We start from the raw sequence: 14449 nt of genomic DNA on the forward strand, positions 1-14449 counted from the left end.
CCACCGAATTTAGACCTCGTAGTCACTCGCCACTAAATTTAGGGCCGTGATATGCCAACTCTAATTTTAAAATTTACCTATTTTTCGTAAATTCAAGACGATCATACTTAAATTTTAAACCTACCAAAGCTATAATGCTCCCCAAAAAAGGATAAAAAATGAAAACAATTATGCTTTGTGCGATATGCTCCGTCACTCAGGGAAACTGCGCCGAGGACTGCGCTTATTGCACGCAAAGTGCCAAAACTGGCGCTGATATCACGAAATTTAAAGAAAAAAGCGTGCAGCAGGTGGTGGACGAGGCCAAAATGGCTTATAAAAACCACGCTCTTGGCTTTTGCTTAGTCACAAGTGGCGCCAGACTAAATGACAAAAAGACCGACTACATCGCTTCTTTAGCAAGAGCAGTGCATAAAGAAGTGCCAAATTTGATGCTCATCGCATGTAACGGCATGGCGACTTACGAGCAGCTTTGCGAGCTCAAAAATGCTGGCGTTTTTAGCTATAACCACAACCTAGAAACTAGCCGTGAATATTTCCCCAAAATCTGCACAACCCACTCTTGGGACGAGAGATATCAGACAAATTTAGACGCAAAAAGGGCTGGGCTCATGCTTTGCACTGGCGGCATTTACGGCGTTGGCGAGAGCGAGGCTGACAGGGTGAGCTTTAGAGCTAGCTTAAAAGAGCTTGAGCCATTTTCGTCGCCTATAAATTTTTTCATAAAAAGTGACGCCTTGCGACTTGATCTAGCGCCACTTAGTGCGGATAAAGCCCTAAAAATCGTGCGTGAGACCAAAAGTGTACTGCCAGAAACTAGGGTCATGATAGCTGGCGGCAGGGAGAAGATTTTGGGCGAGAGGCAGTATGAGATCTTTGAAAATGGCGCCGATGCGATCGTGATAGGCGACTACCTCACCGCAAAGGGCGAGAAGGCAAGCAAGGATATCGAGGAGCTTACAAAGCGCGGTTTTAGCTTTGCAAGTATCTGCCACTAATGCTTGTAAATTTGCTTTTTGCTGGGCTTGGAGGCTTTATCGGAGCTGGGTGCAGGTTTTTAGCTGGGGAGCTGCTAAAATTTAGCCACTTTCCGCTCGCAACGCTTGGCGTAAATGTGCTTGGTAGCTTTATTATCGGCGTTTTATTTTGTCTAAATTTAAGCCAAAGCGTGAGGGTGTTCTTAGTCGTTGGCATACTTGGCGGCTTTACCACATTTTCAAGCTTTAGCCTTGATAGCGTTAAATTTTTACTAGAAGGCGAACTCGTAAAAGGCTTTTTAAATATATTTTTAAACCTTAGCCTTTGCCTACTCGCAAGCTATCTTGGCATTTTGCTTGGTAAAAATTTATGAATTTAAGTAAAACTGTTTGCAAAATCAAAATTCACTAGAGTTTTTAACTGCATGCAGTGTGAAGCACCATTGCAAGTTACTTTTAACATGCGAGGGATTTTACTCGGACTTCGCCTCGTAACTGCATGCAGACCGTAACTCGAGTCTCCTTGTCTCCCTTTCAAATAAAAAGAAATTTAAAAATTTAATCAAGCAATCTTTGCAAATTTTAAAACTTTCATTCACTCGTAAGAATTGACTACTAAAATTTGGCTTCGCTTACCGCTTAACTCAAATTTTAGAGCCGAAATTACTCGCTCATGAAATTTTAAAATTTGCCTTTATTTATTGACTAGCTTTAAATTTAGAGGCTAAAAGCATTTGAGAAATTTGCTGGAATTTTGCGCATTAATGGCGTTATACGTGCAGTTTGTAAGAAAAGATGTGCTTGACAAAATACGACAAATGTGAGGATATTAATAAACTACTAAGCGAGCAAATTTACTCAGCAAAAACCACTAAATTTCACAAAAAAGCTAAATTTAGCTCCGCCACCAAGCCATCAAAAATTTAGATTAAATTTCTTTAGCGATCTTGCTCATTTTGTTTATCAGCTCTTCGCGCTCGCTTGATTTTAGGTTGCCGTATTGAAGTTTTGTCATCATCTGCATGAAGTCAAACTGCTTAAACATCTGCGCATCGCTTTTTAGCTCTTTTTCAAGCTTTTCGTAGATCTTTTCTGTCTCTTTGTTGGCTTTTTCTAAATTTTGCAAAAAGCTTCCAGTCGCGCTTGCATCAAGGTCGTTTTTTGCCGCCTTGTCGATGGCATTTTTTAAATTTGATAAATTTTCAGAAATTTTCATCTGCACTTCCTTTTGGATTTTAAAATTTAGAGCAAATTTTATTCCTAAATTTCATCCCACCATTTTTTTCTATGTGGATTTTGCGCGGTGAAAACCTCTCCTATCATCGGCGTGGCGAAATTTAACTCAAGCTTCTCCGCCGCATTTATAAATCGCCTAATCGGCTCGTCCCACGCGTGATAAGAAAGATCAAATTTGCCCCAATGCACCGGCACGCCAAGCCTTGCGCCAAGATCTTTTAGCGCTTGCGCCGACTCTTCTGGCCGCATATGCACGTAGGGCCAACCATCGCTGTAAGCGCCATTTTCTATGAAAACTAGATCAAATCCGCCAAATTTCTCATTTATCATCTTAAAATGCTTGCCGTATCCACCATCTCCGCTAAAATAAAAGCTAAAGCCAGCCTCTTTAATCGCCCAGCCGCCCCAAAGCGTGCCGTTTCTTTTAAATTTGCGCCCACTAAAGTGCCTTGAAGGGCAAAAAGTGAAGTTTAAATTTCCTATTTTCTGCTCGCTAAACCAGTCAAATTCGTAAATTTTATCTGCCTTTACTCCCCATTTTACGAGGTGAGCCTTGACGCCAAGTGGCACTAGAAACTTGCAAATTCTATCTTTTAGCTCAAGAATTGTTTTATGGTCAAGATGGTCGTAGTGATCGTGCGAGATGAGGGCGATGTCGATCACCTCTGGGTAGTCGCTAGCGGTGATAGCGTGCTCGTAGGCAAAGGGCTTGCCGCCAAGTGGGAGAGGGAATGCTCGGTGCAAAACTGGGTCTGTGATGATGATTTTGCCATCAAGCTTGCAGATGAGGCTAACGTGCCCAAGCCAGATAAACTCGCCGTTTTTGAGGGCATTTGCGTCAAATTTTAAATTTGGCAAAGGGCGCTTTGGTAGCTTGCCTTTTGGTGGAAAGAGTGCTTGAGGGACGTAATTTAGCATAGATGCTTGCGGATTATTCTTTACCATATCAATTGTTGGCTCTAAATTTACAAAAACTTTGCCATTAAAATTTGACGAAGCCTCTATCAGTTTTTGGCTCTTAACATCTGGCGTGCCGCCAAAAACTGGGGCAAATTTCATAAAAGCAAAAACTGAAGCGATAAACAAAACTATGACTATAAAAATTTCCATCAATAACCCTTTTAAATTTAAAGGTTGGATTATATTTTAGATTTTTAAATTTCAGTTTCATTTAATTAACCCAAGCTTAAAAAACTAATTTTTAAATTTAAACTTAATTAAGATAATTTTACTCTTTTTACTAATTATCCGTTATGAAATATTAATCTTTTTTGATTAATCACACGATAAAAACGCTGTTTAATAGCATATCTTAAACTAATATAAAATAAAAATTTAATTTCAAAAATACAAAATTTGTCAGATAGCTGACGGAATTTAATCGCTAGAAGTTATAGAATTGTTTCAAAAATTTCAGGAAGGAGCGTTTGAGATGTTAAATAAAAATTTAACTATCTCTATTCATGTGATTAACAATCACTCTATCAGTGAGCAGGGCGGTCTTGCCTTGTTTTTTAGGAGGAATTTATGAAAAAACATAAATTTGTGATTGCCGATTCTAAACGCTGCATAGGATGTGCGACCTGTATGGCTGCATGTTTTAAAAGTGCTTATGAACGCGGCAAACTATCACGTGCAAGGCTAAGCGTCTTAAGAGAAGCTAGCGGTGTTATGCCGACTCAGTGCAGACAATGCGACGATGGCCCTTGCGCAAATGTATGCCCAACTGGAGCGTTGCGATTTAACGATAATTGCATCGAGCTTCACGAGGAAATTTGTATAGGTTGCAAGATGTGCACGATCGCTTGCCCTTATGGTGCGATAAGCTCAAGTGCAGAGCTTATGCCTTCAGTAAATTACGCTGTAGAGCCAAAATACTATCTTGAAGTAGAGTCACAATCAGGCGCAAAAAACATCGCAGTAAAATGTGATATGTGCTTTGGCCGTGAAAATGGACCAGCTTGCGTTGATGTATGCCCAACAAGCGCTCTTATAATGGTAGATCCAGAAGAGGGCAAACATAAGCTTGGCAAGAGGATAGACTACGATGCAGCGAATAAATTTGCTACTAAAATTTTAAACGGACAAGGAGCATAAGATGACTACGGTTTATATGCTATTTCTTGTAAGTGCCGTCGTTAGTATCTTGCTCTACTGCGCTCCAAAAGCCGCTGTTAAAGTTGGTTTTGGACTAAGTGCTATAAGCTGCTTTTATGCGATGTGTCACTTCGTTGCAAATATGGGAGTAAGTGATAGCTTTGCTCTTATGGATGGCTTTTTGTATTCACCAAAATTTGCACTAAATCCACTTGGAAATTTCTTCAGCTTTGTCGTTGTTTTCATCGGATTTGCAAGTAGTGTTTATGGTATGAGCTATGCAGAAGAGTACATAAAAAAAGCAAATGTTGGTGTGTTTGCATGTTTGTTTAACACATTCATCCTTTCAATGCTTCTAGTAATCAGCGCTGATAATGTATTTTGCTTTGTTGTTTTATGGGAGCTTATGACTCTTGTATCATCATTTCTTATCATCGTCAATGACGGTAAAAATACACTTAAAGCGGTTATGGTATATCTTGGCATCGCACAAATTGGTGCATTTTGTATAACCTGTGGATTGCTTATCACAGCTTACTATGCAGGAAGCTTTGAATTTAGCGCATTTATGGGTGTTAAGATGCCATTTGGCGCTTCTGCTGCTGTATTTATACTATTCTTGGTCGGCTTTGGTAGTAAAGCTGGTATGTGGCCATTCCACGTTTGGCTTCCACAAGCTCACCCAGCAGCACCATCAAACGTTTCAGCCCTTATGTCAGGCGTTATGATCAAAGTTGCTCTATTTACGCTAGTTAAATTTACACTTTTCCTACCGCTAAGCACATATTTTGGACTTACAATACTCGCTCTTGGTGCAGCTAGCTCACTATTTGGTGTTTTATACGCTCTTTGCCAACACGACTTCAAAGCTTTGCTTGCTTACCACTCAGTTGAGAACATAGGCATCATCTTGCTAGGTCTTGGTACTGGTATCTACGGCGTTGCAGCTGGAAATTTAACACTTGCAGCAGTAGGTTTTCTAGCAGGTTGCTACCACGTAGTCAATCACGCTATATTTAAAGGTCTGCTTTTCCTTTGCGCTGGTTCAGTTATCCACGCTACTCATACACAAAATATGGACATCCTTGGTGGTCTTGCTAAAAAAATGCCATGGACAAGCCTTGGTATGTTTATAGGTATCATGGGTATCGCAGCTTTACCTCCAGTAAATGGCTTTGTTTCAGAGTGGTTTACATATCAAGGTATGCTTCAAGGTGCGATGGGAGAAGGAACATTAGTTAGATATGCATTTACACTTGGCGTCGTAGCTCTTGCGCTAACAGGCGTTTTGGTTGGTATGCACCTTAAACTTTACGCTGTTATCTTTGCAGGTACTCCAAGAGATCAAAAAATTTGGGAAAATGCTAAAGAGAGTCCGATAGGTATGGTTCTTGGTATGATCATCCTAATGATAGGCTGCGTTGGCTTTGGTCTTGGTGCAAACTACATAGTTGATTACATCATGCAAGCTGTAAATTCTATCGCTATAAGCGACTATAAAGCTAGCCTTGGTGCTATAAATGTAACTTCACCTATGGGCAGCATGATCTCAACTCCACTTATCGCTTTAGTCCTATGTGCAACTATGATTTTGCCATTTATCATCCTTGCTGTCATGAAAGCAAACAGAGATAAACCACGCGAAACTGACCCTTGGGCTTGTGGCTTTAAATATAGCTCACGTATGCAAATGACAGGTGGTCCATTCACTGGAGACCTTAGAAAAATTATGCAATGGCTATTTAGAGCTGATAAAAAAGTAGTTACTAGAAATTATTTTGACGCGGTTGAGTATCACAACCATCCAAAAGATATTTGGTGGGGAATGTTTTATGAGCCAGTCATTAAATGGTGTGTGAAATTTGCTGATAAGCTAGGTATCGTTCAAAGTGGTTATACAAATGTATATACACTTTATATCTTGCTATATCTTTGTGTCATACTTGCTGTGAGCTACTTTTTAGTTTAGGAGACGAAAATGCAAACTATACTTTTAATGATATTTCAAGTAGTCGTTATCGTTTTGGTAGCTCCTTTGTTTGATGGTATGGCAAGAAAACTTAGAGCTAAACTTCAATCAAAACAAGGTAGCGATTTCTTTCAAACATATCGCGACATTATAAAGCTTTTTAGAAGAGGAAGAACCGTCCCTGAGTGCTCACACTGGGTATTTAGATGGGCTCCATTTTTCCTTTTTGCAACTTCAGCTGCAGTGCTAGCTGCTATACCTATCACTTATAGCAAAGACACTGTATTTGGAGCTTACTCAGATATATTTGTTATCCTCTATCTTGGTGCGCTACTTAGATTTGTATTTGGTGCAGCTTCAATGGATAGCGGCAACCCATTTGCAGCAACAGGTGGTGGCAGGGAGCAAATGCTTGGTGTTTATGTTGAGCCAGTTATGATTATGTGCTTAATCGTAGTTATGCTTGCAGCTAAAACATCAAATTTAGTTGAGATCCAAGAGATGGTAAGAACTGGCGTTATCGGATATCAAATTCCAAGTTTTGCCGTTGCTTCTATCGCATTTTTGTGGTGTATGTATGTTGAGACTGGTAGAAAGCCATTTGACTTAGCTGAAGCAGAACAAGAGCTTCAAGAGGGTGTTCTTGGTGAGTATGCTGGTAGCGACCTTGGCTTAGTTCAAGCATCACTTATATTAAAACAGTTTGCTATGATCGGACTTTTCCTCAGCATATTTGAGCCATGGAATTTTAGCAATCCTTTCTTAGCTATTATCGTTTTTGTGATAAAAACTGGAGTATTTTATGTCGCAGCTGTATTTATAGACAACTTTGGACCACGCTTTAAAATGACTTCATCTTTACGCAAAAATGCTCTTGGTGCACTTGCTATTTCGTTTGTTGCACTAACACTTTATGTAGTAGGAGCGTGAGATGCAAACACTAGATATATTAGCCATTTGCATGATCGTAACTTCGCTTGCGGTTTTTGGTCTTAGAAGCTTGAAACTCTCAATCATCGCTTATGCGATAGAGACACTACTTTTAGTTAGTATATTTTTCTTGCTATCTGAGAAATTTAACGCTGAGCAGTTAAAAACTTGGGCGATCGTTGCGTTTTTTACCAAAGTTCTTTTCGTGCCAGGAATTTTGTTCTGGCTTATCAAAAAACTTGGCGTAGTTAGCGAAGATGAGCCAGTTGGTGGATTTTTTGTAAGTCCTGTTATTGCTATGGGATTTTCTCTAGCTCTTTCAATGAGTATCCACCCTATATTTTTAAAATTTTCTCTTATCAAAGAAGAGATCATGTTGATCGCTGCTGGAACAGTCTTTATGATGGGAATTTTTGGCTTCATGCTAAGAAACTCATTTGTAAAACAAATTCTAGCTTACTGCTTGTTTGAAAACGGTATCCACCTAAGCCTTGCTCTAATGGCTTACAACTCACATGAGCTAGTTGAGCTTGGAATTTTAACAGATGCGATATTTGCTGTTATTATCATGAGCGTTCTAGCGATTAGATTTTATAAAGCTTATGATAGCTTAGATACTTCTAAAGCTTCAAATTTAAGGGGTTAGAGATGGATAGTTTAGCTTTAATACTTATCTTACCGCTCCTTGGTGCTTTGATCTTGTTTTTAAGTCCTAAAAACTATGCAGTACTTAGCGGACTTCATGTCTTGTTTTCTGCTGCGACATCAGTGGCTTTACTTAACAATGTTCTTAAAGTTTTAAGTGGCGGAACTTTTTATAGTTTTGATAAATTTTTATTCTTAGATAGCTTAGGCTGTGTTTTCTTGGTGCTTATCGCCGTAACTGGATTTATAGTAAATTTCTACTCTATCCACTATATGAGATGGGAACTTGAAGATGGACACATCCACTTAAGCGATCTTAAAAAATACTACGCACTAAGCCATGTATTTATCTTTACAATGACTTTAAGCGTTATCTGCAACAACGTTGCGTTTATGTGGGCAGCTATCGAGGCTACTACACTAGCTTCTGTATTTTTGGTTGCTATCCACAAAGATCAAAAATCAACAGAGAGTGGTTACAAATACATCGTTCTTTGCTCAATCGGTCTAGCATTTGCTCTTTATGCAACCGTTCTTCTATACTCAGCTACATATAGCACACTAGGAGACGGCGAGGCTTCTATGCAGTTTTCAAGCATAATGGCTAACGCTAAAAATTTAAACCCAGATGCAGCAAAACTTATCTTTGTGTTTGCACTAATTGGTTTTGGTACAAAAGCTGGTCTTGCTCCAACTCACACTTGGTTGCCAGACGTTCACGCTGAAGGTCCAGCACCTATCTCAGCATTGCTATCAGGCGTACTTTTAAAATGTGCGATGCTTGCACTTTTAAGATACTACGCTATCACAGCTCAAGCAGTTGGATTTAGCTTTGTTGAAGGCGTAATGATCGTTTCAGGAACTATCACACTTTTTGTAGCAGGATTTTTCCTAATAAGACAACACAACGTAAAAAGAATGTTTGCATACCACTCAATCGTTCACATGGGTGTTATCGCATTTGCACTTGGTGTTGGCGGTAAATTTGGTCTATTTGCAGCGATATTCCACTGCTTAGCTCACAGCTTCACAAAAGCTTTGGCTTTCTGCTCAACAGGTAACATAGCAAGAATTTACGGCCACAAAGATATGAGTAAGATGGGCGGCATGGTTAAGATCGCACCTATTACAACTATTATGTTTGGTGCAGCTGTATGCTCACTAGTTGGTGTTCCAGCATTTGCTATATTTGTTAGCGAATATAACGTCTTTGTTGGAGCTATCACAAGTGGTCAATACATCGCAGTTGCGCTATTTGCTATTGCACTTGCAGTTATTTTCATAGCTGACTTTGCGCACTTTAACATGGCAAGCTTTGGCGAGCCAAAAGGTGTGGTTGTTCATAATAAAGAGATGAGTTTATTTGAAAATTTACCTCTTATAGCACTCTGTGCCCTTATCATAATCTTTGGCGTATGGCACGTAGATAGCTTTTATACGCTAGTAAATAACGGTGTTAATATAATGATGGGAGCTTTAAAATGAGAGGCGATAAATTTGTTGAAATCCTAAAAACAAAGGTAAAAATTTTAGAAGTAACTCGTCAAGCAGACGATCAGATCACAGTTTTGGTCGATAGAAATGATCTTCCACTAGCTGTTAAGACACTTTATTATGATATCGGTGGCTTTATAAGCACTATGATACCAAACGACGAGCGCCAGATAAATGGCTGCTATGCGCTTTACTATGCTATCTCAATGGAAGGTAGCAAGATGACTGAGGCGGACGACTTTGCAGCTGAGGATAAGTGCTTTATCACAGTTAAAACCCTTATCCCAGGAAGCGATCCGACATTTCCATCAGTTACTCCGCTTGTGCCAGCTTGTGTTTGGTATGAAAGAGAAGCTTATGATATGTTTGGTCTAGTAGCTGAGGGTCTGCCTGATAAAAGACGTCTAGTTTTAAGTGATGACTGGCCAGACGGACTTCACCCACTTAGAAAAGATGCTATGGACTACCGCTACCGCCCTGATCCAGTAGATCACAGAGATGAGCCTGATGCGGAGTTTTTGTTCCCAACAGGCGATGCAGTAGTTGATGTGCCACTTGGACCACTACACGTTACATCTGATGAGCCAGGTCACTTTAGACTTTTCTGTGACGGCGACGAGATCATCGACGCTGACTACCGCTTATTCTATCAACACCGCGGTATGGAAAAGCTAGCTGAAAACAGAATGAACTATGATCAAATGGGCTATCTTGCAGAGCGTGTTTGCGGAATTTGTGGTTATGCTCACGCCATCGCTTGTATAGAAGCAGCAGAAAAAGCTATCAAGCTTGAAATTCCACTAAGAGCTCAAGCTATACGCGTCATCTGTCTTGAGATCGAGCGTCTTCACAGCCACCTTTTAAATATCGGTCTAGCTTGTGAGGTCACTGGTAACTACAACGCTTTTATGCATATCTTTAGGGTTCGTGAGTACTCTATGGAGCTAGCTCAACTTGTAACTGGCGGACGTAAAACATACGGCAACGTCGTTATGGGCGGCTTAAGACGTGATATGACAAACCATGAGATCAAAAAAGGCTTAGAGATCATCAACAAACTTGACATTCAAATTTCAGAAATTTGGGATGCAGTTTTGGAAGATAAACGCCAAATCGGACGCTGGAAAGGTGTAGGTATCTTAGACCGCCAAATCGCACGTGACTTTAGCCCAGTTGGTCCAAATATGAGAGGCTCTGGCTTTAAACGTGATAACCGCTACGATCACCCATACGACTTCTTCAAACAGATAGAATTTGAAGTAGCAGTTGAGCATGGTTGCGACGTTTTTGCTCGTGAGATGGTTAGATATAAAGAGCTAAAAAGCTCTATCCACATCATCCGCCAATGCTTTGAGATGATGCCTCAAACTCCGATCATGATCGATCCTGTGACTATGATCAAGCCTGAGAATTTCGCACTTGGTCATGATGAAGCACCACGTGGTGAGAACGTTCACTGGATCATGCAAGGTAGCGCTCAAAAAGTATATCGCTGGAGATGTAGGGCTGCGACATATAACAACTGGCCAAGCCTAAGGTATCAATTTAGAGGAAACAACATAAGTGACGCTGCGCTTATAGTTTGCTCACTTGACCCTTGCTACTCATGCACCGAGCGTGTTACCTTAGTAGATGTAAGAACTAAAAAGAGCAAAATTTTAACAGAAAAAGACCTTAAAAAATTCTGTCAAGATGGCGGGGTTAGTAAGAAGGATTTAAGATGATGAAGTTATTTGACATCACAGAAAAATATGGAAAGGCGACATACGCCTATCCATTTGAGCCATATATTGTGCCTGAGAATTTCCGCGGTCAGCCAGACTATACGTACGATCTTTGTATAGGTTGTGCAGCTTGCGGTATCGCTTGTCCTAGTAACGCAATAGAGCTTAAGATGAACGATGAGCAAACAAGACTTGTTTGGCAGTTTGATTGTGGTCGTTGCATATTCTGCGGACGCTGCGATGAGGTTTGCCCAACTGGAGCTGTAAGACTTAGCGATAGCTTTGAGCTTGCGGTTAAATTTGACAAGAGCGCTCTTATACAAAGAGGCGAGCTTGAGATGCAAACTTGCAAATGCTGCGGCAAGCCATTTACGCCAAAAAGGCTTATAAATTTCACTCTTGAAAAGCTTGGCACAGCAAATTTACTCCCAGGCAGACTTGAAGAGGCAAAAGAGTACCTTTTTATCTGCCCAGAGTGCAAGAAAAATCAATCTGCTGAAAGGCTAACAAAAGGCGTTGAGGAGGCTATAAAATGAGTCTATATCAAGTCCCAGAGGACATAAAAACAGCAAATGACCTAACTGCAAAGCTAGAGCATTTAAAAAATATCAAAAGAAGCTTTAGCGTTTATAGGATCGACTGCGGAAGCTGCAACGGTTGCGAGATCGAAATTTTCGCTGCTATCACTCCGATGTGGGATCCAGAGCGCTTTGGTTTTAAGCTTGTAGCAAACCCAAGACACGCTGATATCTTGCTTTGCTCAGGACCAGTCACAAGACAGATGTATTACCCACTTCTTCGTGCTTATGAGGCAGCTCCAGATCCTAAGATCGTAGTTGCTTTTGGCGCTTGTGGTAGCACAGGTGGAATTTTCCACGACGCTTATAGCGTTTGGGGTGGTATAGATAAGATAATCCCAGTTGATGTCTATATCCCAGGCTGCCCTCCACACCCAGCAAGTGTTATCTATGGTCTTGGTATGGCTCTTGGTATCATTGATCAAAAATTGCACAAAAAAAGCTATGAAAATGACAGCACTACGCCTCCACCAGTTGAGAAGTCAGTAATGGGCGATATCTTGTTTGAACGCGACTTACAAGCTGAAAGTAAAAGGCTTATGAGCTATATCTTTGGTAGAACACTATTTGAAAAATATATGGACGCTATCAAAGCCTCAAGAGATATCCATAACCCAGAGCTTGCACGTGAAGCGGTTGTAGCAGCTATCAAAAAAGAAGATGATCCTAGATATGCTGAGTGTATGGCACTTTTGCATAATGACATCTATCTAAAATACGCAAAAGCTGGTAAAAATTTTGCGATCGATGTTGATAGCGAGGTTTGGAGTAAAAGATGATTCAAGTTTATAAGCTTACAAAAAGGCATATGGACGACAATGAGAAGCTTCCACGCGAGCTAAAGGAGATAAAAATTTTCTCCACTTGCGTGGGACACGGCGTTGGTACGATTGATTTTAGCGAGAAGATCTTGGAGCTAAGCGATGAGGAATTTGACGAGATGATCAAAAACTCAGGCGAATATGTGAAATTTAAGATCGGAAATTTAAGCAAGTATTTTGAAGTTGAAATTTTTGCTGAGCATATCGCTAGACTCTTGCCACAGCTTTGTGAGTGTAAGCTTAAAGAAATTTTGGCAAATTTAAAAGAGGGTTATATCGTGCTTAGGAAGGACTTTTGATGAAAAAGGCCATCCTTTGCATCGGTAATCCTATGCGTGGCGATGATGATGTGGGTAATGAAGTCGGCCGCATCGTAGAGCAGGAGCTAAAAGAGTGGAAGGTCTTTTTTGGGCAAGATGTGCCTGAGAATGAATTTTCAGCTATTAGAGATTTTGCACCTGATATCTTGATAGTAGTCGATGCTATGAGCGGCTTTGATGAGGATAAGATAGAGTTTTTTGACCTAAGTGACGATAGAGACTACATCTACTCAACCCACAACCTCCCAACGCCAGTGCTTTTAAGCTATTTGCGAAAAATTTGCCCAAAGACGCTTTTTCTTGGCATTAGTGTCTTGCTTGAAAATGTCCTTGATTTTGAAGAGGGTCTAAGCGAGCAGGCTAAAAAAAGTGCGAGAAAAGCCTTTTTAAGAATTGTAGAGATTGATAAAAATTTAGTTGGTTAAATTTAGCAAGAGCTAAATTAAATCTGGGGTTTGCTAAAGATAAATTTGATCGTTTTGGATTTGAAATTTAGTGTAAAAATAAGCTTTAGACATTAAATTTTAACGCCAAATCTCTATCTTTGGCACTACTTCTTTGCTTTTATTTCTTATAGATCAAAGAAGGTCAAATAAAAAGGAGACGTGATGTTAAATCCGGCAGAAACCGCTCAAGCGGTGTCAAGTTCTATGGAGCACAAAGCTCATACGCCACTTGTAAGCATTATCTTCCTTGCTATCATGGCTGGAGCTGCTATTGCAATGGGTGATATTTTCTGGGCTCACTCAACAGTTGGTATGGCTGAAAAACAGTCTATCGGTCTTTCAAACTTCATCGGTGGTATCACATTTAGCTGCGGCCTCATGATGGTTGTATTTTATGGCGGTCACCTATTTACTAGCTCTATTTTAAGTGGTGTTAGTGCATATGATGGCAAATTACCACTTGGCAAAACCATAAGCTACTGGGTAATTGTTTGGATATTTAACTTCGTTGGCGGTGCATTGATCGCTTATATGTACTACTACTCTGGTTTGCCACTAAAGTATGACGGCTACATCTTGCAACACTTCGTGCCAGCAGCTATTGGCAAGATCACAGCACCATTTCATGAGCTATTTCTTCGTGGTATCTTTTGTAACGTCTTTGTTTGTATGTCTATCTGGACTGCGACAAGCGAGAGCAACCTATCTGGTAAATTCTTTGCCATTATGTGGATGATCGGCGCATTCGTTGCTTGCTCAATGGAACACTGCGTTGCAAATATGTTCATCATCACTGAAGCTATCATCTCAAAAGCTCACTATATAGCAGCAAGTGGTGGCGATATCAACGCTGCAGCAGCCTTACTTCACACTACAGCTGATAAACTAGATGTCATCAACTGGACAAATTTCTTAAGCAAAAACTTGCTTCCAGTTACACTTGGTAACATCTGCGGTGGTCTTTTCTTTGTTGGTCTTGTTGGCTTCATGGCTAATAAATTTGATATGAAGAAAAAAGCTTAATAAACTCCCTTTTAGTCTTTGCTTTATGGCAAAGGCTAAATTTTAAATTTCTCTTTTTTGCCTTAAAAGTTTCAAAAAAATCTCTTATTTTTAATCTAAAAAATGTCACACTAATTTAAAATTTATCGTTTTAACTCTCTTGTTTTTGAAAATTTGTGACATTTTGGGGTTTAAAATTTCTTAATTAAT

General features: G+C 40.0%; 15 protein-coding genes. 13 read left to right on the plus strand and 2 right to left on the minus strand.

Annotated features, from left to right (window positions below; translation table 11 throughout):
* Positions 1 to 158 precede the first annotated feature (158 nt).
* Positions 159 to 998, plus strand: a complete 840-nt coding sequence (locus FZ945_RS03955) for a biotin synthase (RefSeq protein ID WP_148802624.1) — start codon at positions 159 to 161, stop codon at positions 996 to 998.
* Positions 998 to 1351 (plus strand): fluoride efflux transporter CrcB, encoded by a 354-nt coding sequence (gene crcB / locus FZ945_RS03960; protein ID WP_103639556.1) that lies wholly within the window; start codon positions 998 to 1000, stop codon positions 1349 to 1351. Before FZ945_RS03955 ends, crcB begins: the two co-directional genes overlap by 1 nt.
* A gap of 554 nt (positions 1352 to 1905) precedes the next feature.
* Here crcB and FZ945_RS03965 read toward each other — a convergent pair.
* Together FZ945_RS03965 and FZ945_RS03970 are read right to left on the minus strand one after the other, a co-directional pair.
* The gene (locus FZ945_RS03965; protein WP_087581727.1) at positions 1906 to 2193 is read right to left on the minus strand and encodes a hypothetical protein; all 288 of its coding nucleotides are present in this window, start codon (positions 2191 to 2193) and stop codon (positions 1906 to 1908) included.
* A 44-nt stretch (positions 2194 to 2237) separates the two neighbouring features.
* Positions 2238 to 3323 carry an MBL fold metallo-hydrolase gene (locus tag FZ945_RS03970; RefSeq protein ID WP_148802627.1) on the minus strand — a complete coding sequence of 362 codons (1086 nt, stop codon included), beginning with the start codon at positions 3321 to 3323 and terminating at the stop codon, positions 2238 to 2240.
* Positions 3324 to 3740: 417 nt separating this feature from the next.
* On the opposite strand from FZ945_RS03970, the gene FZ945_RS03975 reads away from it, so the two are divergent.
* The 11 genes from FZ945_RS03975 (at position 3741) to FZ945_RS04025 (ending at position 14260) form a co-directional block, all read left to right on the plus strand.
* Positions 3741 to 4310 (plus strand): 4Fe-4S dicluster domain-containing protein, encoded by a 570-nt coding sequence (locus FZ945_RS03975; RefSeq protein WP_009294859.1) that lies wholly within the window; start codon positions 3741 to 3743, stop codon positions 4308 to 4310.
* A 1-nt stretch (position 4311) separates the two neighbouring features.
* Complete coding sequence (locus tag FZ945_RS03980; protein ID WP_103575392.1) at positions 4312 to 6279, plus strand: proton-conducting transporter transmembrane domain-containing protein; 1968 nt, start codon at positions 4312 to 4314, stop codon at positions 6277 to 6279.
* Positions 6280 to 6288: 9 nt separating this feature from the next.
* Positions 6289 to 7209: a respiratory chain complex I subunit 1 family protein gene (locus FZ945_RS03985; protein ID WP_002939300.1), complete on the plus strand. Its 921-nt coding sequence runs from the start codon at positions 6289 to 6291 to the stop codon at positions 7207 to 7209.
* Position 7210: 1 nt separating this feature from the next.
* A complete protein-coding gene (gene hyfE, locus FZ945_RS03990) occupies positions 7211 to 7855 on the plus strand; it encodes a hydrogenase 4 membrane subunit (RefSeq protein WP_002939315.1) in 645 nt (214 codons plus the stop codon).
* Positions 7856 to 7857: 2 nt separating this feature from the next.
* Positions 7858 to 9339 (plus strand): hydrogenase 4 subunit F, encoded by a 1482-nt coding sequence (locus tag FZ945_RS03995; protein WP_012001182.1) that lies wholly within the window; start codon positions 7858 to 7860, stop codon positions 9337 to 9339.
* On the plus strand, positions 9336 to 11072 hold the full coding sequence (locus FZ945_RS04000) for a hydrogenase large subunit (protein ID WP_009294856.1): 1737 nt from the start codon (positions 9336 to 9338) through the stop codon (positions 11070 to 11072). The genes FZ945_RS03995 and FZ945_RS04000 overlap by 4 nt, the downstream gene beginning before the upstream one ends.
* Positions 11069 to 11608 carry a formate hydrogenlyase complex iron-sulfur subunit gene (locus FZ945_RS04005; protein ID WP_002939210.1) on the plus strand — a complete coding sequence of 180 codons (540 nt, stop codon included), beginning with the start codon at positions 11069 to 11071 and terminating at the stop codon, positions 11606 to 11608. Before FZ945_RS04000 ends, FZ945_RS04005 begins: the two co-directional genes overlap by 4 nt.
* Positions 11605 to 12429, plus strand: a complete 825-nt coding sequence (locus FZ945_RS04010; RefSeq protein ID WP_009294855.1) for an NADH-quinone oxidoreductase subunit B family protein — start codon at positions 11605 to 11607, stop codon at positions 12427 to 12429. The genes FZ945_RS04005 and FZ945_RS04010 overlap by 4 nt, the downstream gene beginning before the upstream one ends.
* Positions 12426 to 12770 carry a formate hydrogenlyase maturation HycH family protein gene (locus FZ945_RS04015; RefSeq protein WP_002939326.1) on the plus strand — a complete coding sequence of 115 codons (345 nt, stop codon included), beginning with the start codon at positions 12426 to 12428 and terminating at the stop codon, positions 12768 to 12770. The genes FZ945_RS04010 and FZ945_RS04015 overlap by 4 nt, the downstream gene beginning before the upstream one ends.
* Positions 12770 to 13216: a hydrogenase 3 maturation endopeptidase HyCI gene (locus tag FZ945_RS04020; protein ID WP_002939334.1), complete on the plus strand. Its 447-nt coding sequence runs from the start codon at positions 12770 to 12772 to the stop codon at positions 13214 to 13216. Before FZ945_RS04015 ends, FZ945_RS04020 begins: the two co-directional genes overlap by 1 nt.
* A 183-nt stretch (positions 13217 to 13399) precedes the next feature.
* The gene (locus FZ945_RS04025) at positions 13400 to 14260 is read left to right on the plus strand and encodes a formate/nitrite transporter family protein (RefSeq protein ID WP_103572045.1); all 861 of its coding nucleotides are present in this window, start codon (positions 13400 to 13402) and stop codon (positions 14258 to 14260) included.
* The last annotated feature ends 189 nt before the right edge of the window (positions 14261 to 14449 follow it).

The sequence above is a fragment of the Campylobacter concisus genome, assembly GCF_902460535.1.
Taxonomy (GTDB): Bacteria; Campylobacterota; Campylobacteria; order Campylobacterales; family Campylobacteraceae; genus Campylobacter_A; species Campylobacter_A concisus_AS.

Coding starts and splice junctions, on each gene's coding strand:
- FZ945_RS03980 (WP_103575392.1), top strand. CDS start 4,312: ATGACTACGGTTTATATGCTATTTCTTGTAAGTGCCGTCGTTAGTATC.
- FZ945_RS03995 (WP_012001182.1), top strand. CDS start 7,858: ATGGATAGTTTAGCTTTAATACTTATCTTACCGCTCCTTGGTGCTTTG.
- hyfE (WP_002939315.1), top strand. CDS start 7,211: ATGCAAACACTAGATATATTAGCCATTTGCATGATCGTAACTTCGCTT.
- FZ945_RS03975 (WP_009294859.1), top strand. CDS start 3,741: ATGAAAAAACATAAATTTGTGATTGCCGATTCTAAACGCTGCATAGGA.
- FZ945_RS04005 (WP_002939210.1), top strand. CDS start 11,069: ATGATGAAGTTATTTGACATCACAGAAAAATATGGAAAGGCGACATAC.
- FZ945_RS04000 (WP_009294856.1), top strand. CDS start 9,336: ATGAGAGGCGATAAATTTGTTGAAATCCTAAAAACAAAGGTAAAAATT.
- crcB (WP_103639556.1), top strand. CDS start 998: ATGCTTGTAAATTTGCTTTTTGCTGGGCTTGGAGGCTTTATCGGAGCT.
- FZ945_RS04010 (WP_009294855.1), top strand. CDS start 11,605: ATGAGTCTATATCAAGTCCCAGAGGACATAAAAACAGCAAATGACCTA.
- FZ945_RS04015 (WP_002939326.1), top strand. CDS start 12,426: ATGATTCAAGTTTATAAGCTTACAAAAAGGCATATGGACGACAATGAG.
- FZ945_RS04025 (WP_103572045.1), top strand. CDS start 13,400: ATGTTAAATCCGGCAGAAACCGCTCAAGCGGTGTCAAGTTCTATGGAG.
- FZ945_RS03965 (WP_087581727.1), bottom strand. CDS start 2,193: ATGAAAATTTCTGAAAATTTATCAAATTTAAAAAATGCCATCGACAAG.
- FZ945_RS03985 (WP_002939300.1), top strand. CDS start 6,289: ATGCAAACTATACTTTTAATGATATTTCAAGTAGTCGTTATCGTTTTG.
- FZ945_RS03955 (WP_148802624.1), top strand. CDS start 159: ATGAAAACAATTATGCTTTGTGCGATATGCTCCGTCACTCAGGGAAAC.
- FZ945_RS03970 (WP_148802627.1), bottom strand. CDS start 3,323: ATGGAAATTTTTATAGTCATAGTTTTGTTTATCGCTTCAGTTTTTGCT.
- FZ945_RS04020 (WP_002939334.1), top strand. CDS start 12,770: ATGAAAAAGGCCATCCTTTGCATCGGTAATCCTATGCGTGGCGATGAT.